General features: G+C 64.8%; 23 protein-coding genes. 8 read left to right on the plus strand and 15 right to left on the minus strand.

Annotated elements, in window-relative coordinates:
* Window positions 1-129: 129 nt before the first annotated feature.
* Entirely contained in the window at window positions 130-1,548 is a 1,419-nt protein-coding gene (ftsZ, locus tag OU999_17535) for a cell division protein FtsZ (protein ID WAC23506.1), read from the plus strand.
* 154 nt (window positions 1,549-1,702) lie between these two features.
* On the plus strand, window positions 1,703-3,994 hold the full coding sequence (locus OU999_17540; protein WAC23507.1) for an SPOR domain-containing protein: 2,292 nt from the start codon (window positions 1,703-1,705) through the stop codon (window positions 3,992-3,994).
* 9 nt (window positions 3,995-4,003) lie between these two features.
* Here the strand turns inward: OU999_17540 and OU999_17545 are convergent, their stop codons facing one another.
* The 3 genes from OU999_17545 to OU999_17555 all read right to left on the minus strand — a co-directional run bounded on the left by OU999_17545 (window position 4,004) and on the right by OU999_17555 (window position 7,391).
* The gene (locus tag OU999_17545; protein ID WAC23508.1) at window positions 4,004-5,329 is read right to left on the minus strand and encodes an AarF/ABC1/UbiB kinase family protein; all 1,326 of its coding nucleotides are present in this window, start codon (window positions 5,327-5,329) and stop codon (window positions 4,004-4,006) included.
* Window positions 5,330-5,405: 76 nt separating this feature from the next.
* A complete protein-coding gene (locus OU999_17550; protein WAC23509.1) occupies window positions 5,406-6,374 on the minus strand; it encodes a radical SAM protein in 969 nt (322 codons plus the stop codon).
* 48 nt (window positions 6,375-6,422) lie between these two features.
* Window positions 6,423-7,391, minus strand: coding sequence for a bile acid:sodium symporter (locus OU999_17555; GenBank protein ID WAC23510.1), 969 nt, complete (start codon window positions 7,389-7,391; stop codon window positions 6,423-6,425).
* A gap of 83 nt (window positions 7,392-7,474) precedes the next feature.
* On the opposite strand from OU999_17555, the gene OU999_17560 reads away from it, so the two are divergent.
* The gene (locus OU999_17560) at window positions 7,475-8,398 is read left to right on the plus strand and encodes a glutaminase (protein ID WAC23511.1); all 924 of its coding nucleotides are present in this window, start codon (window positions 7,475-7,477) and stop codon (window positions 8,396-8,398) included.
* 6 nt (window positions 8,399-8,404) lie between these two features.
* Here the strand turns inward: OU999_17560 and mazF are convergent, their stop codons facing one another.
* The 4 genes from mazF to OU999_17580 all read right to left on the minus strand — a co-directional run bounded on the left by mazF (window position 8,405) and on the right by OU999_17580 (window position 10,476).
* On the minus strand, window positions 8,405-8,737 hold the full coding sequence (mazF, locus tag OU999_17565) for an endoribonuclease MazF (GenBank protein WAC23512.1): 333 nt from the start codon (window positions 8,735-8,737) through the stop codon (window positions 8,405-8,407).
* Complete coding sequence (locus tag OU999_17570; GenBank protein ID WAC23513.1) at window positions 8,737-8,979, minus strand: AbrB/MazE/SpoVT family DNA-binding domain-containing protein; 243 nt, start codon at window positions 8,977-8,979, stop codon at window positions 8,737-8,739. Before OU999_17570 ends, mazF begins: the two co-directional genes overlap by 1 nt.
* A gap of 72 nt (window positions 8,980-9,051) precedes the next feature.
* Complete coding sequence (locus OU999_17575; protein WAC23514.1) at window positions 9,052-10,101, minus strand: CaiB/BaiF CoA-transferase family protein; 1,050 nt, start codon at window positions 10,099-10,101, stop codon at window positions 9,052-9,054.
* Window positions 10,102-10,176: 75 nt separating this feature from the next.
* Window positions 10,177-10,476, minus strand: coding sequence for a hypothetical protein (locus tag OU999_17580; protein WAC23515.1), 300 nt, complete (start codon window positions 10,474-10,476; stop codon window positions 10,177-10,179).
* Between the two features lie 49 nt (window positions 10,477-10,525).
* Between OU999_17580 and OU999_17585 the strand changes: the two genes are divergently transcribed.
* Complete coding sequence (locus tag OU999_17585) at window positions 10,526-13,009, plus strand: TonB-dependent receptor (GenBank protein WAC23516.1); 2,484 nt, start codon at window positions 10,526-10,528, stop codon at window positions 13,007-13,009.
* Between the two features lie 138 nt (window positions 13,010-13,147).
* On the opposite strand, the gene OU999_17590 is transcribed toward OU999_17585, so the two are convergent.
* From OU999_17590 to OU999_17620, 7 genes are read right to left on the minus strand one after another with little or no spacing between them, the layout of a single operon-like run.
* Window positions 13,148-14,119, minus strand: coding sequence for a type II secretion system F family protein (locus OU999_17590; protein WAC25470.1), 972 nt, complete (start codon window positions 14,117-14,119; stop codon window positions 13,148-13,150).
* 44 nt (window positions 14,120-14,163) lie between these two features.
* Complete coding sequence (locus tag OU999_17595) at window positions 14,164-15,135, minus strand: type II secretion system F family protein (protein ID WAC23517.1); 972 nt, start codon at window positions 15,133-15,135, stop codon at window positions 14,164-14,166.
* Between the two features lie 57 nt (window positions 15,136-15,192).
* The gene (locus tag OU999_17600) at window positions 15,193-16,488 is read right to left on the minus strand and encodes a P-loop NTPase (protein ID WAC23518.1); all 1,296 of its coding nucleotides are present in this window, start codon (window positions 16,486-16,488) and stop codon (window positions 15,193-15,195) included.
* Window positions 16,485-17,126 (minus strand): CpaD family pilus assembly protein, encoded by a 642-nt coding sequence (locus OU999_17605; protein WAC23519.1) that lies wholly within the window; start codon window positions 17,124-17,126, stop codon window positions 16,485-16,487. Before OU999_17605 ends, OU999_17600 begins: the two co-directional genes overlap by 4 nt.
* A gap of 30 nt (window positions 17,127-17,156) precedes the next feature.
* Window positions 17,157-18,827, minus strand: a complete 1,671-nt coding sequence (locus tag OU999_17610; protein WAC23520.1) for a type II and III secretion system protein family protein — start codon at window positions 18,825-18,827, stop codon at window positions 17,157-17,159.
* Window positions 18,828-18,829: 2 nt separating this feature from the next.
* Window positions 18,830-19,873 carry a Flp pilus assembly protein CpaB gene (gene cpaB, locus OU999_17615; GenBank protein WAC23521.1) on the minus strand — a complete coding sequence of 348 codons (1,044 nt, stop codon included), beginning with the start codon at window positions 19,871-19,873 and terminating at the stop codon, window positions 18,830-18,832.
* Window positions 19,874-19,914: 41 nt separating this feature from the next.
* Entirely contained in the window at window positions 19,915-20,388 is a 474-nt protein-coding gene (locus OU999_17620) for a prepilin peptidase (protein WAC23522.1), read from the minus strand.
* 21 nt (window positions 20,389-20,409) lie between these two features.
* Between OU999_17620 and OU999_17625 the strand changes: the two genes are divergently transcribed.
* From OU999_17625 to OU999_17635, 3 genes are all read left to right on the plus strand, one after another.
* Window positions 20,410-21,393, plus strand: a complete 984-nt coding sequence (locus OU999_17625) for an alpha/beta hydrolase (GenBank protein ID WAC23523.1) — start codon at window positions 20,410-20,412, stop codon at window positions 21,391-21,393.
* Complete coding sequence (locus OU999_17630) at window positions 21,393-22,505, plus strand: FAD-dependent oxidoreductase (GenBank protein ID WAC23524.1); 1,113 nt, start codon at window positions 21,393-21,395, stop codon at window positions 22,503-22,505. Before OU999_17625 ends, OU999_17630 begins: the two co-directional genes overlap by 1 nt.
* A 63-nt stretch (window positions 22,506-22,568) precedes the next feature.
* Complete coding sequence (locus OU999_17635) at window positions 22,569-22,754, plus strand: YegP family protein (protein ID WAC23525.1); 186 nt, start codon at window positions 22,569-22,571, stop codon at window positions 22,752-22,754.
* Between the two features lie 69 nt (window positions 22,755-22,823).
* On the opposite strand, the gene OU999_17640 is transcribed toward OU999_17635, so the two are convergent.
* Window positions 22,824-23,261: a DUF1573 domain-containing protein gene (locus OU999_17640; protein ID WAC23526.1), complete on the minus strand. Its 438-nt coding sequence runs from the start codon at window positions 23,259-23,261 to the stop codon at window positions 22,824-22,826.
* Between the two features lie 218 nt (window positions 23,262-23,479).
* Here OU999_17640 and OU999_17645 point away from each other — a divergent pair, with 218 nt between their 5' ends.
* Entirely contained in the window at window positions 23,480-24,376 is an 897-nt protein-coding gene (locus tag OU999_17645) for a transporter (GenBank protein WAC23527.1), read from the plus strand.
* Window positions 24,377-24,569 lie beyond the last annotated feature (193 nt).

Below are 24,569 nucleotides of genomic sequence, written 5' to 3' on the forward strand. Positions count from 1 at the left end.
CTCGGTTCGTCGCCCGCTGTGCAGGAAGTGGTGGAAAAACCCGATTTTTTGCGTGAATTCGCGAATCAATCTGTGCAATGTGATTATTGGTATTTGCTTCAGAATAATGAAGCAGGGGAGAATTAAGGCATGAGCATCACCATCGGACCGCCGACCGTCGACGAACTGCGCCCGCGCATTGCTGTGATCGGGATCGGCGGAGCTGGCGGCAACGCCATCGCCAACATGATCGCGGCGAGCGTCGAAGGCGTCGATTTCATCGTCGCCAATACCGACGCGCAGGCACTCAACAGCTCGACCGCCGAACAGCGCATCCAGCTCGGTCCTGAAGTGACCCAGGGGCTGGGCGCAGGCTCGCGGCCCGAAGTTGGCCGCGCGGCAGCAGAAGAGACGGTTGGCGATATCGAGGCGATCCTGGACGGCACGCACATGTGCTTCATCGCAGCCGGCATGGGCGGCGGTACCGGCACCGGTGCAGCGCCCGTCATCGCCAAGGCCGCGCGCGACCGCGGCATCCTGACCGTCGGCGTCGTCACCAAGCCCTTCACCTTTGAAGGCACGCGCCGCATGCGCGCTGCAGAAGCCGGCATTGCCGAGCTGCAGAAGAATGTCGACACGTTGATCGTCATTCCCAACCAGAACCTGTTCCTGGTCGCCAACCCGAACACCACCTTCAAGGAAGCCTTCCAGCTGGCCGACGAAGTACTGCAACAGGGTGTCCGCTCGATCACCGACCTGATCGTCAATCCCGGCCTGATCAACCTCGACTTTGCCGATATCCGTTCGGTGATGCGCGAAATGGGCAAGGCGATGATGGGCACCGGCGAAGCCGAAGGCGATGGCCGTGCACTGGAAGCGGCCGAGCGCGCCATTGCCAACCCGCTGCTCGACGGCGTGTCGATGAAGGGTGCCAAGGGCGTCATCGTCTCGATCACCGGCGGCGACGACATGCGCCTGATGGAAGTCGACGAGGCGGCCAACCATATCAAGGAACTGGTCGATCCCGATGCCAACATCATCTGGGGCAGCGCCTTCAATCCCGATCTGGAAGGCAAGATCCGCGTGTCGGTGGTCGCCACCGGTATCGATGGCGATGCCATGCAGCAGCCGGGTGAAGAAGCGCGTCCGTTCTCGCTGAACCAGGCCGCGCCGCGCGCCTTTGCTGCGCCGACGCCCGCGCCGAGCTATGCTGCTGCACCGCGTCCGGCCCCTGCGCCCGTCGCCGCTGAAGAACCCGAAGCGCTCGACCTGGGCGTCGCCGCCCAGTCGCTTGACGATGATGCAGGCGCAGACGAACTGCTGCTTGATCCAGCCAGCGTCCAGGCCGCCGACGAACCGGCTCCTGCCGCATTCGTCGCGCCGCCGGCGCAGACCGCAGATCCCGTCGCCAAGGCTCCGCGCGTGACCACCGGTGGTGGCACCCTGTTCGAGCGGATGTCCAGCCTGTCGCGCGGCGGTGCCCGCAGCGAGGACGAGGGTGAAGACGACAGCGCCGATGCGCCGCCGCTCAACATCCCGCGCTTCCTGGGCCGCCAGAACAACCAGTAAATCGCTCGCCCGCCGCCTGCATTTGCGGCGGCGGGCAAAGGTTCCGGCAAGCCATCGAATACCGCACACGCCCTGCCGTGCGAGACGCGCCTGCGTGCTTGCAATCACCCCTGTAACACGCGACTGACAGGGGCATATGGCTTTGACCCCGTTTATGCGTAACCGGCCCATGCGCCTTGCCGCCTGGCTCTGCGCCGCCGCCAGCCTTTCGCTTTGTCCGGCCCATGCGCAGGAAGAGGGGCCGGACGCGCCCGATACCGGCTATTCCTCGCTGGAAGTCGCGCAGCCCAAGGGCACGCGCGAACTGCAGAACGCGCTGCAGCGGCTGGCGGTCTATCCCGGGGATATTGACGCGCTGATCGATGCAGGAAACGCCGCACTGCTGCTCGGCGATCCGCAGGCCGCAATCGGCTTTTTCGCGCGCGCCGAAGAGATGTCACCGGGCAATGGCCGGGTGAAGGCGGGGCTTGGGTCGGCGCTACTGCTCAACGAAAATCCCTATGAGGCCTTGCGCCTGTTCGACGAGGCCAAGAAGCTGGGCGTGCCCGAGACGGTCTATGCTGCCGATCGCGGGCTGGCGTACGATCTCGTCGGCAATTTCGACGCGGCGCAGAGCGATTACGAGCTGGCGCTGCGGCGTGGCAGCGATGATGAGACGATCCGCCGTTATGCTCTGTCGCTCGGCATTTCGGGTGACCGGGTCGGGGCAGAAGCGCAGCTCGACCCGCTGCTCCGCAAGCGCGACGCTGCCGCCTGGCGCACGCGTGCCTTCGTGCTGGCGATTTCGGGCGATGCCGAAGGCGCGATCGCGATTGCCGATGCGACCATGCCCAAGCGCATGGCCGCTTCGATCGAGCCGTTCTTTCGCTTCATGGGCAGGTTGACCCCTGCGCAACAGGCCGCCGCTGCGCATTTCGGGCATTTTCCCCAGGCCGCGGCGGTGGGCAAGGATGATCCGCGCAACCGCCAATATGCATCCGCCGGAACGCCGCGTGTGCGCTCCAATCGTGCCGATGCCGGGCTGATTCCGGCGGGCGAGCCACTGGGTCCGGCGGCCGACAGCAAGGGCCGCAAGGTCGCCAAGGTCGACAAGTCGCAGCGGCGCAGGCCCGGCAAACTTTCCCGGAAGGAACGTGAAGCGATCGCGCTGGCGCAAGCCGAAGCTGCGGCCAAGCCGGTGCCGGTGCAGGCCCGCGCGCCCGGACCGGTGCCGCCGCCCGACCTGCTCATTCCGGGCCGCGGCACGGCGTCATCGCCCGGCCAGCAAAGCATGCAGACGGTGCAGACCGTCCAGACTGTCCAGACGGTGCAGTCCATTCCCGCCAGCCGCGCCATGGCCCAGCCGCTGCCGGGCAGCTCTGCCGCCAGCAGTGTGTCTAGGTCAGCGCCACCAGCCAACAGTCTGCCAGCCGTTGCGGGCACGCAAAATGGTCAGGGCCAGCTTCCCCCGATCGGGTCGGCGTCTTCGGTCGCACTGACCGGCCTCAAGGTACTGCCCGCGCCGTCAGCGGCTCAGGACCGGTCAGCATCGGTCGCAACGATTGCGCCGGGCGAGAAGGTGGTGGTGCTTTCGGGCATGACCGAGCTGCCGCGCCCCGGTTTCGCTTCGGTCCCCGCCGCCACGCAGCCTGCTCCCGCCATGGCGGCGGGGGCCGGTCAGCAGGCGTCCGCCGCGCCGGCTGGCAATGCTCCGGCTCCGGCGCGCGGCTTTGATCTGGCGCAGGTCGGCGGCACAGCCGCTGTGCCCCCTCCACCGTCACCCTCTCCGCGACCCGCCACCAGCAGCATCTCGCCTGCGCAGGGTGGACCGCTTGCCTCTTCGCCCAGCGCCGCCCTGCCGCCTGCGGCCACCGTTGCAGCGGCATCCACCCCTGCGGCCGTGCAGCCGATCCCATCCGCGCCTGCGCCCACCCGGGTGAGCCTGGCCTCGGTGATCGCCAGCATCCAGGTCCCGCCTCAGGAGCTGGCGCTGGCCGGGGATGCGGTGGACGTGACCAAACTGCCGCCTGCGCCCAAAAAGCCTGATGAAAAGGAATTGGCGGCGAAAAAGGCAGCCGAAGACAAGAAGCTGGCGGACAAGAAGCTTGCTGACAAGAAGCTGGCCGACAAGAAGGCGGCGGACAAGCTGGCCGCCGAGAAAAAGGCCGCAGCGGCCAAAAAGGCCGAGCCCAAGCATCCCAAGCGCTATTGGGTTCAGGTGGCAGGCGGAGCGAACCGTGCCGATCTTTCCAAGGAATGGAAGCGGCTGACCACCACGTCGCCCGCCCTGTTCAAGGGCAAGCAGGGCTGGTGGACGCCGCTCAACGCGACCAATCGGCTGCTGACCGGTCCGTTCAAGAGCGCCGACGAAGCTCAGGCGTTCGTCAACACGCTGTCCAAGAACAAGCTTTCGGGCTTCACCTTCACCAGCTCGGCTGGCCAGGAAGTGACTGCGCTGGGTAAATGAACGCTCGGCTCAGGTCACCGCCGCGTGGATCAGCCGGTGGACATTGGTGTTGGCTTTCAACCGGCTGCCCAGCAGGAACACGCCACCGATCTTGCGCTGGATGAACAGGGTTTCGATAGGGGGAACCTGCCAGAACGTGCGTTCCTTGGCAAAGGCCATCCCCTCGTCGCGCAATTCGGTCGTCATCTCGTTGGAGGAGAAGTCGAAGGGTCCGTCAATGCGAAGCGGTTCGAACGCCGTGTCGAACATGCCCAGCACCGCCACCTTGTGGCTCTCGGGCGCATCGGGGTGCAGCATTCCGAGTGTCAGCCCTGCCTCGCGCATGCTGGCGATATCACGTTCCAGCCCGCCACGCAGCAGCGTACGATAGGCGTTGGACACCCGGTCCTGGACGACGCGCGTTGCACCGAAATCGAGCAGCACCAGCTTTCCGCTGGCCGGATCGAACCGGTAGTTGGCGAAATTGGGGTCGGTCTGCATCAGCTGGAAGTCGAACAGCTCGCGCAATAGCAGGTCGACCAGCCGCAGCACGATGCCGTCACGCGTCGCCTGGTCCATGGTGACCGTTTCCTCGATCGCGATGCTTTCGATATAGTCCATCGCCAGGATGTCGGGCGTGGTGAAGTCGGCATGGAGCGCAGGCACCCGGAAGTCGGCACTGTCTGCCAGCAATTCGCCGAAGCGCGCGAGATGTGCGGCTTCGTGCGCATAGTCCGCCTCTTCGTGCAGCTGCGCCTTGGCCTCGGCCAGCATCGGGTCGATATCGAGCCCCTGCGGCAACAGCCCGGTCAGCTTGACCAGCGAGGCGACATTGTCGACATCGCTGTCGATGCTCTGGCGCACGCCGGGATATTGCACCTTGATCGCCAGATCGCGTCCGTCGAGCGTGCGGGCCCGGTGCACCTGGCCGATCGAGGCGGCGGCGATCGGCTTGAAGCCAAAACTGGCAAAGCGCTTTTCCCAGCCGCGCCCCCAATTCTGGTTGAGCACGTTGCGCAGCTGGCCTTGCGGCATGTGCTGCGCATCGGCGCGCAGGCGGCCTAATATGTCGGCGAGCTCGGGCGGCAGAAAGTCACCCGTATCCATCGACATCAGCTGGCCGAGCTTCATCGCCGCGCCGCGCATCGTTGCCAGCCGGTCGGCAATCTTGCGCGCATTGGCTGGGGTCAGCAGCAGTTCACCGAGCGAAGGGCGGCGGCCCTGCGCCAGCTGCTTGGTGCCATCGACCAGCATGGAGCCTGCAACGCCGCCAACCATGGTACCGAAGCTGGCAAAGCGGGAGAGGCGGCCGCTGGGGACGGCCTGACCGGAGGATCGCGATCGGGGGGGAAGCATGCGGGGGCGTCAACCTGTCAGCATGGCGGCACCGGAATAGGTGGCGCGTACTGCCGCTATGTAGGTGCGCCGCCGCTCAGCTGCAACTTGCCCCGCCCAGAACGCAGAAGCGCGCGCAATGGGGATGGTTCAGCGAGACCGCGCGCGACGCCTCGGTGAGCGTCGCCCCCATGTCGAAGCCCGGATCATAAGGCAGCAGCGTGCACGCCGCGACGGTGGGCCGCTCTGCCCCCTTGTGCTTCACCACCATGCGGCTGGTCGCGCACATCATCGCATCGGGGCTCTTGCCCAATATGTCCCAGCAGCCGGTGCTGATCTCGGCAATATCGGCATGGGCGTCCATTTCCGGGAACATCACGAACTGCTGCGGGTCGCTGGTATCGATGTTGAGGTCCAGGTCCTGGAAGAGTGCGGCAAAGCCGGCGCGCGCCTCGGCGTCGCTTTCATGCGCCAGATGACGCCCCGCGACCGCGATGCGAAAGCCGTGCCGCGCCAGCCAGCGCAGGCCCGACAGCGCCTTGTCCCAGCTGTTCGCGCCGCGCTCGGCCTCGTGCACGGCCTTGGTGTAATGGTCCAGGCTGACGCGGATGGTGAGCCTGTCGCCAAAGCGTGCGTTCAGGTCGAGCAGCGCCGCCTCGTGCCGCCGCATCGGGCGCATCGCGTTGGACAGCACCAGCATCTCGAAGCCGCGCGACAGGCTCAGCTCCAGGATCGCGATGATATCCGGGTTCATGAACGGCTCGCCCCCGGTCAGCCCGATCTCGCGCGTGGGGATGGCGGCCGATGCGATCTCGTCGAGATAGACCGCAACCTCGGCGAGCGACAGATAGACCAGGGCATCGTTGCGCGGCGAGCTCTCGATATAGCAGCTCTTGCAGGCCAGGTTGCACAAAGTGCCGGTGTTGAACCACAAGGTATCCAGCCGCGTCAGGCGCACGCTGGCGCGCGGTTCACCCTTGGCGGTGATCAGGGGATCGCGGAATTTCGCAGGGTCCAGCGGCGGGGCATTGTCGATCGCGAACGGGCTGGCGGTGATGGAGTCCATGGCCGTGATGTATCGCCGGGCGCGGGGCTGTGGCCAAGCAAAAAAGCGTCAGTCCTGCGCGTTCCTCGCCAATCTGGACGCCAGTGGCGCGGACAGCACGAGCTGAAGCTGGTGATAGATCAGCGCGGGCAGGATGACGATGCCCGCCTGCGGTCCCGCAAACAGGATGGCGGCGAGCGGCGCGCCGGTGGCGATGCTCTTGTGCGATCCTGCAAACAACAGGCTGATCCGGTCGGCGCGCGGCAGGCCGATCAGCCCGCCCAGGCCCCATGCCGCCAGCATGGCCAGCACCAGCATCACCAGGATGATCAGGCACAACAGCCCCAGCGCGGCCCAGCCCAGCGTCTGCATCTGGCCGCCGGCGACCGCCGAACTGAACGCGACATAGACGGCGAGCGCAATCGCGGTGCGATCAAGCAGCGTCAGCAGCGGCTTGTTGCGCTGGGCCCAGGGCCCTAGCCAGCCCTGCGCCGCCTGACCCAGCGCAAAGGGCAGCAGCAGGATGGACAGGATCTTGATGACCGTATCGCTGCTGATCGCAGCGCCGCCATCCGCACCGATCAGCAGCGCGACGAGCAGCGGCGTCATGATGATGCCGGCCAGGTTCAGCAGCGCGGAGGCCATCACCGATGCGGCGATATTGCCGCCCGCCAGCGAGGAATAGCTGATCGCTGACTGCACGGTGGAGGGCAGGATGCCCAGGAACATCAGACCGATCACCAGTCCGTGCGGCAGACCCGCAGGCGCATGGGCAGCCGCCAGCCCCAGCACCGGCATGAAGGCAAAGGTGAAGGCGAAGATCACCCCCTGCAGCCGCCAGTTCTTCATCGCAACGATGACCTCGGCGCGCGGCAGGCGCAGGCCGTGCAGGAAGAACAGCAGGAAGATCGCCACCGATACGCCATGGCCCGCATAGACCGCCGCCTGGCCGGTCACCGGCAGCAAGGCCGCGACCAAGACGGTCAGCAGCAGCATCAGCACGAACCTGTCGGGGATGAGACGCGTAAGAATCGACATGCCGCTTCCCCCTGCTATGTTTCGGTAGGCAGCGCAACGGCTTGCGCGACCAGGCTGCGTGATAAATGCAAGGGGGGCAGGGGATGGACTGGCAGGCAATCACGCAGCACATCGTGGCGACGACCGCCCCGCATATCGGCACCGGCAAGGTCGCCGATTATATCCCCGCGCTCGCCCGGGTTGATCCGACCAAGTTCGGCATGGCGATCGTGCTGGGCGATGGCACGATGGTGACGCTGGGCGACAGCCATGAGGAATTCTCGATCCAGTCGATCTCTAAGGTGTTCACCCTGTCCATGGCGCTGCGCCATTACGGCGAGGATGTGTGGCACCGGGTGGGGCGCGAACCCTCTGGCAGCGCATTCAATTCGATCGTGCAGCTGGAGAATGAAAAGGGCATCCCGCGCAACCCGCTGATCAACGCCGGCGCGATCGTAGTCACCGACATGCTGGTGGCCCAGAGCGGCGCGGCTGCCTTCGAGGCCGAACTGCTGGGGCGCTTTCACCGGCTTTCGGGCGACGACAGCATCGCCATCGACGAAGAGGTGGCGGAATCGGAATCCGCGACCGGATCGCGCAACCGGGCGCTCGCGCATTTCATGGCGGCGTTCGGCAACATGGCCAATCCGGTCGAGGAAAGCCTGAACGCCTATTTCCGCCAGTGCGCGGTTCGGATGAGCTGCCGCCAGCTCGCGCGCGCGGCCCTTTTCCTGGCGTTCGACGGCTGCGACCCGATCAACCGCGAGCAGTTGGTCAGCCGCGAGAATTGCCGCCGTATCAACGCGGTGATGATGAGCTGCGGCCATTACGACAATAGCGGCGACTTTGCCTATCGCATCGGCCTGCCCGGCAAGAGCGGCGTCGGCGGCGGCATATTGTGCATCGCGCCCGGCCATGGCGCGATCGCGGTCTGGTCCCCCGGCCTCAATGCCTCTGGCACCTCGATGGTCGGCGCGATCGCGCTCGAGGAACTGGTCGAGGCGACCGGGTGGAGCGTGTTTGTTTGAAACAGGCTAGATGCCGAGTAGAGCCCTTAGCTTGGCCTTGACCTCCGTCACCGCGGTTGCGCTTGCCTTGCCCTTCAAACTGGCCTTGCGGGCCCGCCAATCGACACTCTTGACCTGGTCGGCCAGAATGACGCTGTCGCTCCCCTCATTGGCTAGCACTTCAAAGACATAGCCCTTGGCCTTGCTTGTCATCGGGCAACAGATCATCATTCCGCGTCGGCGATTATAGCTTGCCGGCGTCAGCACCAGAGCGGGCCGGTGGCCTGCCTGCTCGTGCCCTGCCTGTGGAGAGAAATGCAGCCAGACTATGTCGCCGGTATCCGGGACATAGCCTGCCATTAAAGCAATTCCTTGCCCATCGGTTCACCGAAATCGAGATCGTCGGGAAAGGTGTCTGGCGTCATTGCGGCGAGCAGTTCGTCCAGCTCATATTTCGGGGCCTTGACCGGCTCGATGATGATCCGACCGTCCTCGGCGCGCAATTCTATTTCCTGGTCGATGTGCATATGGGCCGCAGCGAGCACACGCGCGGGAATACGCACGGAGGCGCTGTTGCCCCATTTCTTCACCTGCACACCCATGGTCTTGCTCCTTTTGACCCCCATTGGTCTATCAGAGAGCGAAGCGTGTTTCAACAATTGTATATACGGCTGTTACCCCATCCGCACCGGCGGAGCAGGCGTCTCGCTGAACTTGGGTGCAGGGGCGGGCTGCAGGATGCCGTCGACTTCGATGAACGTGCCGCGTTCCTTGTTGTGCGGGTGCTCGGGCGCTTCCTTCAGGCTCAGCACCGGGGCGAAGCAGATGTCGGTATGCTCCATGATCGCACACCATTCGTCGCGGGTCTTTGTCAGGAACAGGGCGGTGAGCTTTTCCTTGAGCGGGCCCCATTGGCGCGGGTCCATCTGCAGGTCGAAGGCGGGATCGGTGAGGCCGGCCTTTTCGCGCAGCAACGCATAGAATTGCGGTTCGATCGAGCCGAGCGAGACATATTTGCCGTCGGCGCATTCATAGGTGTCATAGAAATGCGCGCCGGTATCGAGCAGGTTGACGCCGCGCTCGTCGCGCCACTGGCCATTGGCGAGGAAGGTATAGGTCATCGCCGAGAGCACGGCGGCGCCGTCGGTCATCGCGCAATCGATCACCTGGCCCTTGCCGGTGCTGCGCGCCGACAGGATGCCCGCAACCATGCCGAACGCCATCATCATGCCGCCGCCGCCGAAATCACCCACCGCATTGACCGGCGGAGTCGGCTTTTCGCCCGCGCGGCCATAGCTGTGCAGCGCGCCGGACAGCGCGATATAGTTGATGTCATGCCCGGCGAGCGGCGCATAGGATCCGGTCTGGCCCCAGCCGGTCATGCGGCCGTAGACCAGGGCCGGGTTGTCTGCGAGCAGCACATCGGGCCCCAGGCCCAGCCGCTCCATCACGCCGGGGCGGAAGCCCTCGATCAGGCCGTCGGCGGTGCGCACAAGCTCGCGCACCTGGGCGATGCCGTCGGCGGTCTTGAGGTCCACCGCGATCACCTCGCGGTTGCGGTTGAGGATGTCGCGGTTGCCGGCATCGCCGACCGTGGACCGGCCGGAGGCGCGTTCGACCCGGACGACTCGCGCGCCGTGATCGGCCAGCATCATCGCGGCAAACGGGCCGGGACCGATTCCCGCCAGCTCGATAATGGTCACTCCTGCCAATGCACCCGCCATGCTGTCCTCACCTGATTTAATTGATCGATTAAGCGGCGCACGCTAGCGGCGATGGCGTCCAATGCAAGCCTGATTTCACCGATCCGGGCCAAGGTGCTTGGCCAGGGCCATCGCCGCGATGCAATAAAGCGCCAGCAATGTCCCCCAGTGATCCGACTTTCCCGTAACGGCATGTCCTTGTTGCGTCGCAATAAACAAAAAGGTCAGGATTTGCGCCGTTTGTGCCGCACTGCAAAAGATTAATCGAAGGATTAAAACGAATTGCAATCCGACAGCCATTGTGACAGCTTTCATCTCGCACCAGACATCGCCTGAAGAGTGATGGGGGGCAAAAGCACGACCAAAAGGTTGCTTGTGGGAGAAGAGGATGCGCACTTTGTGGAAGCCCGTTCTGGGCTTGCTTTGCACTGTCTCAATGACATCGATGGCTCAAGCGCAGGACGCGCAGAAGGACGACAGCGCGCCTGAGCGCGATGTCATCATCGTGACCGCGACGCTTCGCGCCGCCGATGTTCAGGACATTCCGATCGCGGTGACCGCCGTCAGCCCGGACCAGCTGGACCGGCAGAACGTGCAGGACATCAAGTCGCTGACGTCGATCTCCCCCAGCTTCAACGTCCAGTCCTCGCAGACTGAAAGCCAGGGTACCTCGATCCGCATTCGCGGTGTCGGCACCACCGGCAACAACACGGGCCTCGAAAGCTCGGTCGGCGTCTTCATCGATGGCGTCTATCAGTCGCGCCCCGGCATCGCGCTGGGCGACCTTCTCGACCTTGAACGGCTGGAAATCCTGCGCGGCCCGCAGGGCACGCTGTTCGGCCGCAACACCTCGGCAGGCGCGCTCAACATTACCACCCAGCGTCCCGACCTCACCGAGGTCAAGGCGTTCGGCAATTTCACCTATGGCAACTACGACTTCTTCAACGTTCAGGCGGGCGTCAGCGTCCCGCTGGTCACCGACCAGCTCGGCCTGCGCATCTCGGGTGCCTATCGCAAGCGCGACGGCTATCTGCGCAGCGCCACCGTTCCCGGAGCGGAGAGCGGCAACCGTGACCGCTATATCGTCCGCGCACAGCTGCTCTGGGAGCCTTCGCCCGATGTCAGCGTCCGGCTGATCGGCGATTATGCCAAGGCGAATGAAAACTGCTGCGACGCGGTGATCGTGCGCGAGACCGAACTGGTGCCGTTCTTTGCGTTCCACGGCCTGCCCAATAGCGGTGTCGTGGCCTCTGGCCCGCAGGCACTCGAGCAGCTGCGGACCAACAGCCAGCAGTTCAACAACGATACCGAGCAATATGGTTTCTCGGGCGAGTTGAAATGGGACATCGGCCCTGTGCAGATGACCTATATCGGCTCGTATCGCCATTTCGAGGCTTCGTCGGATCAGGAATCCGATTTCATCGGCCTCAACGTGTTCAGCTCGGGTGCCGGCCAGGCGGCTGCACCGACCACGCCGAGCAATGGTGGCCCGATCCGCACCATGACGCATGAGCTCCGCTTCCAGGGCAGCGCGTTTGACGATGCGCTCGATTTCCTGGTCGGCGCCTATTATTCGGACGAGAAGATCCGCGAAATCCAGACGTTGACGCTGGGGCCCGATTATCAGCGGGCGGTCAGCGCCGGCAACTTCGCCAATGCCGCAGGGGTCAACCCGCTGTTTGCGCTCACCGCGCTGGGCAATGGCGGCGTGCCGGTCAACGCGGCGGGCAATTTCGCGATCAACCAGTTCCGCCAGGATGCGGAAAGCTTCTCGATCTTCACCCACAATGTCATCAACTTCACCGATAATCTCAGCCTCACGCTGGGTGCTCGCTATGTCGATGAAAAGAAGCAGGGCAGCTTCGTCCAACTCGCGGCCAATTCGCCCGCGTGTCAGGCGATCGTCAATGGCGTGATCACCGGTGCGATCCCGGCAGCGCTGCGGGCAGGGGCCCTGGGCCTCACCTGCTTCCCGTTCGCCACATCGACCCGCATCACCGTGCCCGGCACGGGTGGTACGGTCCTGGCAAGCTCGATCCCGGGCCTGCCCTTGCCGCGCGAATACAATCTGGTCTTCAAGGACGACGAGCTGACCTATACCGCGCAGGTCGCCTATAACAGCAACAACGGCTTCCTTGCCTATGCCGGCTTCAGCCATGGCTTCAAGTCGGGCGGCTTCAACCTCGACCCGGCTGCGGCCGCGCTGGGGGCCGATCCGCGCTTCAACTCGGAAAAGGTCGACGCCTACGAGGCGGGGATCAAGACCGAGTTCGCCAATGGCCGGATCCGCGCCAACCTGGCCGTGTTCCACATGGACATGAAGGACTTCCAGGTCCTCGAATTCACCGGGGTGCAGTTCCAGACCTTCAACGTCGGCGCTGCCAAATCGACCGGTGTCGAGCTAGAAATGTTCGGTCAGTTCGAATCGGGCATCTCGGTCAACGCTGCAGTGACCTATGCCGATGCCCGCTATCCGCGCAATTGCGCGGCAGGCGTGGTCGGTACGGCACAGACGCTGGCGACGATCCGCAGCCTGTGCGGTGCGGACCTGACCAACGCGCCGAAGTTCACCGGCGTGTTCGGCATCACCTATGACAAGGAGATCACCGACTCCGGATGGAAGATGCTGGCCAACTTCAACATCAACTATTCGGATGACCGCCGCACCAGCACCTCGCCGCTGGACACCAACGGCCTGCCGATCCCGCTCGACATCCAGGAAAGCTATTTCAAGATGAACGCACGGCTTGGCTTCACCACGCCGGACGACCGTTTCTCGTTTGAACTGTGGGGCACCAACCTGAACAACGAAATCACGCGCGGCATCACCGCCAACACCCCGCTGCGCGGCGGTGCGGGCACCCGTTCGCGCATCGGCTTTGTCGAAGAGCCGCGCATGTACGGCATCACCGTGCGTGCGAAATATTGAGATCGAGAATTGATGGGGGACACCGCCTGATCGCCTAGTGCGACACCCATCAGGCGGTGAACATCAGTGACCTGGGGCGGCTCCGGCAACGGCAGCCGCCCCTTTTTTGTCAGCTGTGTCGGCGGGTGGCCGGGGTGCTTATTGCTTGCCGAAGGCGTCGGCGATCGAACAGGCCGCAGGGCCAAGAATCACGACGAACAGCGTCGGCAGGATGAACAGGATCAGCGGCACAGTCATGATCGCGGGCAGGCGCGCGGCCTTTTCCTCGGCGCGCATCATGCGCTCGTTGCGGAATTCGGCCGAAAGCACGCGCAGCGCAGAGGCGAGCGGCGTACCGTATTTCTCGGTCTGGATCATCGTCGTCACCACGCCGCGCACCGAATCGAGCGCGACGCGATAGGCGAGATTCTCGAAGGCCTGGCGCCGCTCGGTGAGAAAGGCGAGCTCGATCGCGGTGAGCGCGAATTCATCGCCCAGTTCGGGATAGGCCCGGCCCAGTTCCTTGGCGACGCGGTTGAACGCCGCATCGACGGTGAGGCCGGCCTCGGCGCAGATCACCAGCAGATCGAGCGCGTCGGGCAGACCCTTGCGGATCGCATCGGTACGCTTGGTGATCATGTTCTGCACGAACAGGTCAGGCGCCTTGTAGCTGCCGATCAGGATCGTCGCGAACAGGCCAAATTTCTTCATCGGCGTCCAGTCGGGCACCAGCACCCCCAGGCCATAGATCAGCAATGCTGCAAGCCCGCCCAGGGCGATCGGCAGCACCATGCGGCCGAAGATGATCGCGACCGCAACGTCCTTGGACCGGATGCCTGCCTGGGCCAGCTTCTGCTGCGCGGCCTTGAGCTGCTCGTCCTGCAGCACGCGCAGCGACTGCAGCGTGCTGCGCATCTTGTCGGTGGTATCGTTCTTGTGGACGATCTTGGCGCGCTTCTTGGCGGTAGAAGCGGTGATCCCGGCCTTGAGCTGCTCGCGCCGCTCGTTCAGCGCCTTGACGCGCTTGGCCATCGGGTCGCGCACCGTGGTGGCGGCATAGATGGCAATCAGCACGGCGAGCGTCGCCACCGCGGCGAGCAGCGTCGCCACGAAGATCACGTCGAACCCCATCAGGGTAGGATTGGCTGCGTCTTGCACTGTCCCTTATCCCCCGATCAGATTTCGAAGCTGACCATCTTGGCCATGATGAACACGCCGATGCCCATCCAGACCAAGCCGCCCAGACCGGCGATCATCAGCCGTTCCTCGACGAAGAAGCCGGCAAGATAGGCAGGGTTGACCCACCAGATCATCATGAACACCAGAAACGGCAACGAGCCGACGATATAGGCCGATGCCTTGGATTCAGACGACAGCGCTCGGATCTTCAGCTTCATCTGCGCGCGCGAACGCAGCACGGCTCCCAGGTTGGAGAGCGTCTCGGCAAGGTTGCCGCCCGTCTCGCGCTGGATCGCCAGGGTGATGCAGAAGAAGTTGAACTCGGGCGTCTGCAGCCGGTTGGCGCTTTCCTGCAGCGCATCTTCCATCGACCGGCCGATCTTGATCCGCTCGGTCACCAGCTTGAATTCCTCGCCGACCGGGCCCGGGATTTCCTTGGCCACGACCTGCAGCGTTTCGGTGACCGGAAGGCCGGAGCGCAGGCCGCGCACCAGCAGGTCGATCGCATCGGGGAAACGCGCGGTGAACTGGTTCAGGCGGCGCTTGATGAAATGGCCGACGACCATGTGCGGCAGGCCAAAGCCCAGGGCAGAGCCGATGAACAGGCTCATCAGCACCTGGCCCGAGCGAAAATACACGGCCGTTGCGACCAGCAGGCCAAGGCCGATCACCACCTGGCCGAACTGCATGACGGTCCAGCTCTTGCCGGTCATCGCCAGGCGGCGCGCCAGCATCTGGACCTTGGTCAGCTCCTCGCCATCCTGATTGAAGCGCGGCTTGCGGTTGGCAATCGCCTTGCGCATCTGCGCTTCGACCTTGGCGCTGGCATTCTCGCTATAGCGCTCACGTACCGCCAGGATGCGGCGCTGCAGCTCCTTGCGCTCGGACGGGCCGGACAAGGCCATGGCAAGCAGGCCGAACACGCTCGCAAGGCCCGCCGCCAACAGCAATGTCTGCACCATATCCATGCGCTCTTCACCCGCAATGTCGGCTGCCCACCTCCAAGGCGGAGGCGGCGGTTCCGGTTACTTCTTGGCAGTCTTGGCCAGCTTGGCCGGTTTGCTTGGCAGCAGCGATTTGAAATCACCGAACTTGCCGAGCAGCGATTTCTTCGCGCCGCCAGCATCCTTTTCCGCCGCAGCCTCTTCCTCGACCAGGCCCAGGCAGCGATCGGTCAGCGTCTTCATCACCGCGCCGGCCTTGGTCGACTTGCCTGCCTCACAGAACGGCTGGCCAAGCTTGGCAGCCTGCGCCGCCGTCTTGGGATCGGCCGGGATCAGGAAATCGATCTTGCGTTCGATCGTGGTCTCGAAGTCCGCACGGCTGATTTCCAGCGCGGCAGGCTGAACCTTGTTGGCCACCACCAGCACCCGGGCCGCAGGCGCATTCGACTTGAGCCAGGCCAGAAGCCGGATCGCATCGCGCGCCGAAGCCAGCGTCAGTTCGGTGACCAGCACCGCGATGTTCGTTTCGGCGACCAGATGCGGATAATCGATCAGCATCTGGCGCGGCAGATCGACCACGGTGTTCTCAAAGGCGTGGCGGAACTCTTCCTGCAACTGGAAGAAGGCCGTGCCATCGGTGATCAACGGCGAGCTGATCGGCGCTTCGGCCGACAGGATCGACAGCTTGTCATTGGCCTTGATCATCGCGCGTTCGATGAACAGACCGTCGATGCGGCTGGGATTGTCGATTGCATCGGTCAGGCCGCGACCAGGCTCCAGGTCCATGGTCAGCGCGCCGGTGCCGAAATGCAGGTCAAGGTCGAGCAGCGCGGTCATCCGCCCGGCATTCTTGCTCAGCTGCCAGGCGAGCGAGGTGGCCACGGTGGAGGCGCCCACGCCGCCACGCGTGCCGATCACCATGATGCCGACATGCGCACGCTCGGTGACCACTTCGCCCGGCTTGGGGGCATTCAGCATCGCTTGCGCGTTCAGAATGGTGTCGCGGATCTGGTCGGGCCCGACGGGCTTGAGCAGATAGTCGTGCAGGCCGCTGGCGATGAGATCGCGGTACAGCCGTACGTCATTGACCTGGCCCATCGCGATCACGACGGTGCCCGGCTCGCACACTTCGGCCAGCGCGTTGATATCGTTGAGCGGATCGCCCGATTCCGACAGGTCGACCAGCAGGATGTTGGGGCTTGCGGTGATCGAGAGCGATTGCACCGCGTTGCGCAGGCCGCCCTTGCTGCACTTTTCCGGCGGCCAGCCCATGTTGATGGCCATGGCGCGCACGATGTCCAGCGTCGGTTCGTCACAGATGAACGCCGCGAACGGATCGCGGGTGGCAGTCATGCCAGGCTTCCAGGGCGCGTTCACTGCGATCCTCCTGACTGCAGGCCGCTCTGCTTGAGGCCACCCGAACCGGAGGGCGGGGCTTCGCGATACTGCTTGATGACGGTGTTGGACCGCTGGGTCGGATCGGTCGGCGCGCCGGGCTCGCCGCGCACCAGATCTTCCTTGTTGGCGACCATCGCCGCAACATTGGAGTTCACCGCGCAGCCGTAATTGCTGCTGGTGGCGTTGCGATAGTTCATTTCCAGCTTGGACTTCCAGTCGGGGCAGCCGGGCACTTCGGCAAGGCTGCGGGTTACCACCACGCGAACCGTGCCGGGGGCGATCTCGCCATTTGTCACCGGGGCAATCTCGTTCACCAGCAGGCCGTGGCGCGAGGCTGCGGCCTCGATCGCCGATTTGACCACGACGTTGCGACCGCTGGGGTCATCGATCGACACGCGGTCACCATAGCCCAGGTCCATCGCCTGGAACCATTCGGCCAGACGGCGCTGTTCCTGCGTGGGCAGCGATCCGCCCTGCGCGTTGAGGTCCAGCGTGTAGTTGCTCCGCGATACCACCGGCTGGTGGACGCTTTCCAGGCTGCGGTTGCTGGCCATGTTGCCACAACCCGACAAGGTCAGGACGGCCGCTGCTGCGATTGCTGCATGATAGGCGCGCATGGATATTCTCCTCAAAGCGGGTGGCTGGCCTCAGTCGAACGAAAAGCCCGGGGCGGCGGCGATATCGGCAGGCTTGCCGCTGTCCTTGGTCTTGCCCTTGCGCGCATCACGCTGCGGCTTGGCAGCAGAAGGCGGCAGGGCGCGCGGCTGGGCGGGCAGGGCACCGAATTCGGGGGCATTGCCGCCCTCGGCAGGCGCGACGCTCGGCATGGGCCGTTCGCCGCCGGAAACGCCATCGGACTGCTGATTGTTGATCAGCCGCTGCGCCTCATCGGGGGTGCGGAAGCCATCGGTCGGCAGCTTGATCTCGTTGGCATTGACCGGCTTCACCAGATACGGTGTCACCACGATCACAAGCTCGGTCTCGCCCTTGCGGAAGTTCGACGACTTGAACAGATTGCCCAGCACCGGCATGTCGCCCAGGCCCGGGGCCTTGTCGACCAGATCCTGCGAGTTGTTGCTGAGCAGCCCGGCAATCATGAAGCTCTCGCCCGACCCCAGCTCGACCGTGGTTTCGGCCCGGCGGGTGGTGAGCGCAGGCACCTGGAAGCCGCCCAGCGTGACCGAGCCTGCCGAAGACAGTTCGGACACCTCGGGGCGGACGCGCATCGAGATGCGGCCATTGGCGAGCACGGTCGGCGTATAGGCCAGGCTCACACCGAACCGGCGATATTCGATGGTGGTGGCACCAAAGCCCTGGTTAATCGGGATCGGAAATTCGCCGCCCGCCAGAAAGTCTGCGGTCTCGCCCGACAACGCGGTGAGGTTGGGCTGCGACAGCGTGGTCACCAGGCCGACCTGTTCCGCCAGATCGAACGCGCTGGCGATATCGAGGCCGAACAGGCGGCCCGCTGCCTGGATCGCGGTCTTGCCGTCAATCCCGTTCAGGAACGAGGTGGTGGTGCCGCCAGTGACGAACTGGCCGGTGGCTGGATTGAACGGCAGCGACAGCGATCCGGCGGGCAGGCCGAACTGCGCCGATGCGTCAAGGCGCGGCAGCGTGGTCACATCCAGCGTGTCGCGGATCGTCGCAAAGTTGCGCGAGGCACGGCCGACGCCGAACTGGAAGCCGCCGGTCACATCGCGGGTCAAGAGGTTCGCGCCGATTTCCTTGACCAGCGAGCGGCTGACCTCGGCGATGCGCACCTGCAGGTTGACCTGCATCGGGGTGGCGGTCTGCAGGCGGCTGATGACCTTGACGTTATCACCGACAAAGGCCTGCACCAGGCGCTCGGCCTCGGCGCTGTCCTCGGGCGCGCCCACGGTGCCGGTCAGCAGCACCACGCCGTTCAGCGTGCTGACGCGCACCTTGGCGTCGGGCATGGCGAGCGTCAGCATCTGGTCGATCGAATCGATGTTCGATCCGACCCGGATCGTCGCGGAATAGACCACCTGGCCTGCTGCATTGCTGGCGTAAAGCGTCGTCTCGCCGCCGGCCTTGCCGAAGACATAGAGCTGCTTGGACGACTTCACCTGCACGTCGGCGACGCTGGTATCCGCGACGAAGAGGTCCGTCATCGTGCCGGGCAGCTGGATCAGCTGGCCACGACCGATCGACAGCACCAGCGTTTCCGCCGGGCGCTGGGTGGCCGACTGGGCATTGGCGGCGCCACCGATAAACGGTGCAGGTCCCGCCAGCGATGCGGTCGCAGCGACGACGCCCGACAGCAGCGCACCCTTGATGAAACTGGAACAACGCATGGTTATTTCCCTCCGACCGGAACTTCGGTCACTGTGTTTCCGCGTGCGACGCGCACGACCGGTCCGCTCGGCACCGGCGGTGCGGCGGGGGCGATGACCTGTTGCGGTGCTCCGCCGGGAGCTGCAGGTCCGTTATATTCGCTCTGGCGACGGCTGCCGCCCATGCTGGGCACAGACCGGCGCTGGAAGCGCGACACATCGCCGCCGGTGACATAGGTCGGGTCGGTATCGACCGGGCGCGTGGCAAAGGCCTTGAGCAGCTTGTCCTCGGTCTTGCGGTCAGCGCCCTCGGGCAGCTTGATGTCGCCGGCGGCCATCGAGCGTTCCAGCTCCGCCTCGTTATCGGCGATCGAACGCAGCGACAGGCTCAGCGTGCCGATGGTCTGGGCCACCGCGATCTTCTCCGCCAGCTTGGGGGTGGCTTCGACCGTCACGGTGGTAAAGGCGATGACTTCGGGCTTGCCCTCAGCATTTTCGGCCGTCACGCGCTGGTCGGTGGCGAGCACGCGCAGGTTGCGGATGATGGTTTCGGACGCATTGAGCGCCGGGCCTTCGCCATCGCCGCCCACGGTCTGGGTCAGCACCAGGTCGACCCGGTCGCCGGGAAAGACAAAGCCGGCAACGCCGGTGCGTGCCGAAACGGGCACGGTGACCGCGCGCATGCCGGGGCCGAGCGCTGCTGCCAGGAAGCCGCGGTCGCCGGGCTTGACCAGCGACCCTTGCGTGACCGGCTGGCCAGCGGTGACGGCGTTGCGCACCACGGTGCCAAGCAGGGAATCGATCTTGGAGTCGGCTTCAAGGAAATAGGCGTTGCTCACCAGCTCGCTGGGCCAGGGCTGAAAGGCGACACTGTCGGGCGTGATGATGGTGCCGACGGGCAGCGAGCGGTTGGCCACAAGCACGCGCGGCCCCGTGGGAACCGCCTGTTGCGGCGCTGCCGTCACTTCGGGCGCGGCCGATCCTGTGAAGAGGCTTCTGGCGAGAAACGCCGTGCAGAGCGCGATCACGAGCGCCCCTACAAGCAGGATGACTTTTCGTTTATCCATGGCGTTTGAAGCCCCCAAAGTCCTTCAGAATGTTCATCTTTTCAGGCAAAATGGTTAAAAAACCGTTCGCCAACGGGCCAAAGCGCCGCAATTGCGATGGCAACGCCATAAGGCACCTCGGGCTGGCCGGGTCTTCGCTTCCATTTGTGTTCGGCCAGGACGATCAGCGTCAGCGCTGCACCGATCAGCGACATGATGATCGTGATCCGCGCCATATCGACCCAGGGGAACCACAGCGCGATCGCGCCCAGCAGCTTCACATCGCCGCCGCCCATTGCCCCGATGGCGAACATCAGTGCAAAGAACACGAACACGCCAGCGCCCAGTGCCAGCTGTAATGCCATGTCCGGCCATAGCGAAAGCCCGCACGCCCACCAGAAAACAGGCGCTGCCAGCGCGATCCCGGCATTCAGCCAATCCTCGATCTCGCGGCGCTGAATATCGGTATAGGCCGCGCGCAACAGCGCGATTGCCAAGCCAGCCAGCAGACCGTAGACGAGAGGACCGTTTTCCATGGGGTCTGGCGTATAGCGGGCATGACTTACCAAAAAGTAACCATTGACCGGCGCGCCATCCCGGCGGGCGCGGTGGAAAGTCGCTGGACGGCCGCCGATGGCTGGCCGCTGCGCCGCATCGACTGGAAGGCCGAAGGACACCCGCGCGGTTCGATCCTGTTCATGCCGGGCCGCGGCGACATTTACGAAAAATATCTGGAAACGCTGGCGCACTGGCAGGCGAGCGGCTGGAACGTGACCTCGGCCGACTGGCGCGGGCAGGGCGGCAGCGGCCGGATGACCGAGCATCAATATGTCGGCCATATCCAGGATTTCAGCCAGTGGATTGACGATATCGGCGGTTTCTGGGCCGAATGGGCGGTGGCCAATCCCGGCCCGCACGTCGTCGTCGGCCATTCGATGGGCGGGCATCTGATCGCACGCGCCATTCAGGAAAAGCGGATCACGCCCGATGCTGCGGTGCTGAGCGCGCCGATGCTGGGCCTCAAGGGGCTGGGCCTGCCGATGTCGGTCGGCCATATGGTCACGCGGATGATGCGCGGCCTGGGCAAGCCGGAACGCCCTGCCTGGAAGGTCAGCGAAAAGCCCGCATCGCCGCTGGCGATCCGCCAGACGCTGCTGACGCATGATGACGACCGCTATCAGGACGAACTGTGGTGGTGGGCCGAGCGGCCCGAGGTCGTGATGGGCCCAGCAAGCTGGCACTGGGTCGAGCGTGCCTATGAATCGAACATGCGGCTGAACGCGCCTGGCCAGTGGGAAAAGATGACCGTGCCGATGATGCTGATCGGCACCAGCGCCGACCAGCTGGTCGACAACAAGGCGACCATCGCCGCCGCCGCGCGCATTCCGGGCGCCGAGCTGCTGAGCTTCGGGCGCGAGGCGCGGCACGAGGTATTGCGCGAGGTCGATCCGATCCGCGACCGGATCCTCGCGGCGATCGACGATTTCCTGGCGCGCAAGCTGTTCGCCGCGCAGACCGAAAAGGCCGGGGCCGCCGCCTGATGGCCGATTACGACGTCGTCATCATCGGCGCAGGGATTGCAGGCGCCAGCCTGGCGGCCGAAGTTGCGCCGCATGCCCGTGTGCTGGTGGCCGAGGCCGAGGAGCGGCCGGGCTATCACTCGACGGGACGCTCAGCCGCCTTCTGGGCGGAAAGCTATGGCGGGCCGAAGGTGCAGCCGCTGACCACCGCGTCGGGCCCCTGGCTGCACAGCCCGCCGGCCGGCTATGGCGACCGCAGCTTTCTCGCCCCGCGCGGCGCGCTGACGCTGGCACGGGCCGGCGAAGAGAAGCTGCTCGATGCGTTCGAGGCGGAATTTGCCGATACCGGCGTCAGCATGGAGCGATGGGACCGCGCCCGGATCGCGGCGCTGCTGCCGGGGCTCGCGGCGGATATTGTTGCTGCGGTCTATGAGCCCGATTGCCAGGACATCGATGTCGGCGGGCTGCACCAGGCATTTCTCTCGGTCGCGCGTCGCGCAGGGGCACAGATTGCGCTCAAGGCACCGCTCGAGCGGGCTGACCATCGCGACGGGCAATGGACGATGATGCTGGGCGGGCAGACGGTGACCGCCAACCGGCTGGTCAATGCCGCCGGGGCCTGGGCTGACCTGGTGGCGGAGCGCGCGGGCGTGCGGGCGCTGGGCGTGCAGCCCTATCGCCGCACCGTGGTCCAGCTGCGCACCAACCCTCCGCCATCGCCCGATCTGCCGCTGACGCTCGGCGTTCGGGGCGACTATTATTTCAAGCCCGAAGCCGGAAGGCTGTGGCTGAGCCCGCATGACGAGACGCCAGAGCCGCCCAGCGATACCGCGCCGGACGAGATGGACATGGCCATCGCCATCGATCGCTTTACGCAGGTGGTCGACTGGCAGATCGAGGCGGTCGAGCATCGCTGGGCAGGCCAGCGCAGCTTCGCGCCCGACCGCTTGCCGGTGATCGGCTATGCGGCCGACAATCCGGCGTTCTTCTGGTTCGCAGGCCAGGGCGGTTTCGGGATTCAGACCGCGCCCGCCGCCGCGCGCCTGGCCGCCACCGTGCTGCTCGGCCTCACCCCCGATGCGATGCTGAACGGCGTGGCTGGACAGATGTATAATCCGGCGCGTTTCGGCTGACTCCGCTGGCTAGGGCCGACCATATTTTATATCCTTCCCCCAGTTTTGGAGGGAGTCGATTCGATGGCGCACAATTTTGAAATCTACAAGGACAAGGCCGGCGAGTTTCGCGTGCGGTTCAAGTACAATTCGGAAGTGATGTTCTCGACCGAAGGCTATTCGAGCAAGGCATCGGCCAAGAACGCGATCGAATCGATCAAGAAGAATGGCCCCGAAGCGCCGATCGTGGACACCACGACCGAGGGCTGAGAGCTGATGCCAGGTCCGCCCTCCCCATAAGGGGAGGGTGCGACCCTTGAGCGCTCGCCTGGCGCCCCATCACTTCGGGGGCATCGACCCGCTGGCCGGCGGGTTTGGATCCGGCCTGATTTCGCCTTTCACGGTGAAGACCACCGATGGTTCGGTCCCCGCATTGCTGGCGATCGTCATCGTCTTGCGGAACACACCGGGCCGCTTCGTATCATATTTGAACCTGATCTCGCCTGTAGCCCCTGGGGCGAGCGGGGCCTTGGGGATTTCTGCCGTCAGGCACCCGCAACTGGACTGGATCGAGGTGATGACGAGCGGACGTTTGCCGGTATTCCTGAACTTCACCATGCGCGAACCAGAGGCTCCGAAATCGAGCACGCCGTAGTTGAACTCGCTCGCCTCCATCATGATTTGCGCCGCACCGGGGTCCTGCATCTGTGCCTGGGCAACGGATGGCCCGATGGACAGAATAGCGGCGAACAGGGCGGCTGAGGCGCGAAGGGTCATGGAAGCAAACTCCTAACCGATAGGGTGCCAAGGCTGGTGGTCCTGATGATCCCAACATTGGCTCCAGCGCCGGCCGAAATGGGGATGCAAATGTCACAATCCAACCACTAAGGGGGTAAGAGGCTGGAACGAACTGGCCAGATGTACAGTTCTGCGTGCCTCGCACCGCAGCATCGTTTACCGAGCCTGAAACTTTTCGAGGCTAAGCGGAGGGCGAAATGGCGGCTGAAACTGGCAAGGGTCGCGATCAGGCAAGGGGGCTCGGCAAGATGGGCAAGGTTGCTGCAGGATTTCGCGTGGCGGCGGTGCTGGCCCTGGTCGTATCGGCCAGCGGAGCCCTGGCGCAGAGCGTGCCGTTATCACCTCAGGCAGCGAATACGATCGGCGATGACCCGATCTGCACCGACCGCCCGACCAAGGCGAACAATGCGTGCAGCGTGCCCAAAGGCGTGGTGCAGATCGAGGCGGAGGCGCTGAACTGGTCGCGGCTGAATGCGGGCGGCGCGCGCAGCGATGTGTTCGCCTATGCCAGCCCGACGATCAAGCTGGGCCTCAGCGACAGCAGCGACGTGCAGCTCACGCTCACTCCGCTGGTCGAACTGCGCAACCGCGTTGCCGGACGCACCGCCAGCCATACCGGCTTCGGCGACATGTTCCTGCGCTACAAGCAGCGCATCACGGCGAAGGACGCGCGGTTCGAGCTCGCCCTCATCCCCTATATCAAGGCACCGACCGCGAAGACCGGCATCGGCAATGGCGAATGGGAAGGCGGGATCAGCGTGCCGGTCCAATATGCGCTGACCGATCGCTGGTCGCTGACCGTGAACCCGCAGCTCAGCCTGCTCGCGGGCGCGGCCGATCCCGACGAGCGCCATCTGGAGCTGCAGACCGTGCTCAACCTGGGCTATCAGCTGACGACACGCACCAGTTTCGCCGCGGAAGTGTGGACCTCGCAGAACTGGGACCCCTCCGGCACCGTCCGCCAATATTCCGCAGACCTCGCCATCGCGCACCTGCTCGGCGACGAGTTGCAACTCGACGGCGGCGTGAATTTCGGGCTTAATCAGGCGACGGCTGATGTGCAGGTGTACGCGGGGGTGTCGGCGCGGTTTTGAGGGGGGCAAATTTAGCTTCATGTTCTCGGAACTCGATGACCTACGCCGCCTCGGCAGCGGCCCCGCGACTCGCTGAGTGCAGCGAACCGGGAGAAGGCCGAGGCCGAGTTCGACGAGCGCAAGATGCTGGAACGATACGCCGCGCTGTATGGGCGAGCGATGGGGCGGCCGGAGTTTGGGCGGTAAGACTCTA

This window comes from Blastomonas sp. SL216 (genome assembly GCA_026625625.1).
Lineage (GTDB): Bacteria > Pseudomonadota > Alphaproteobacteria > Sphingomonadales > Sphingomonadaceae > Blastomonas.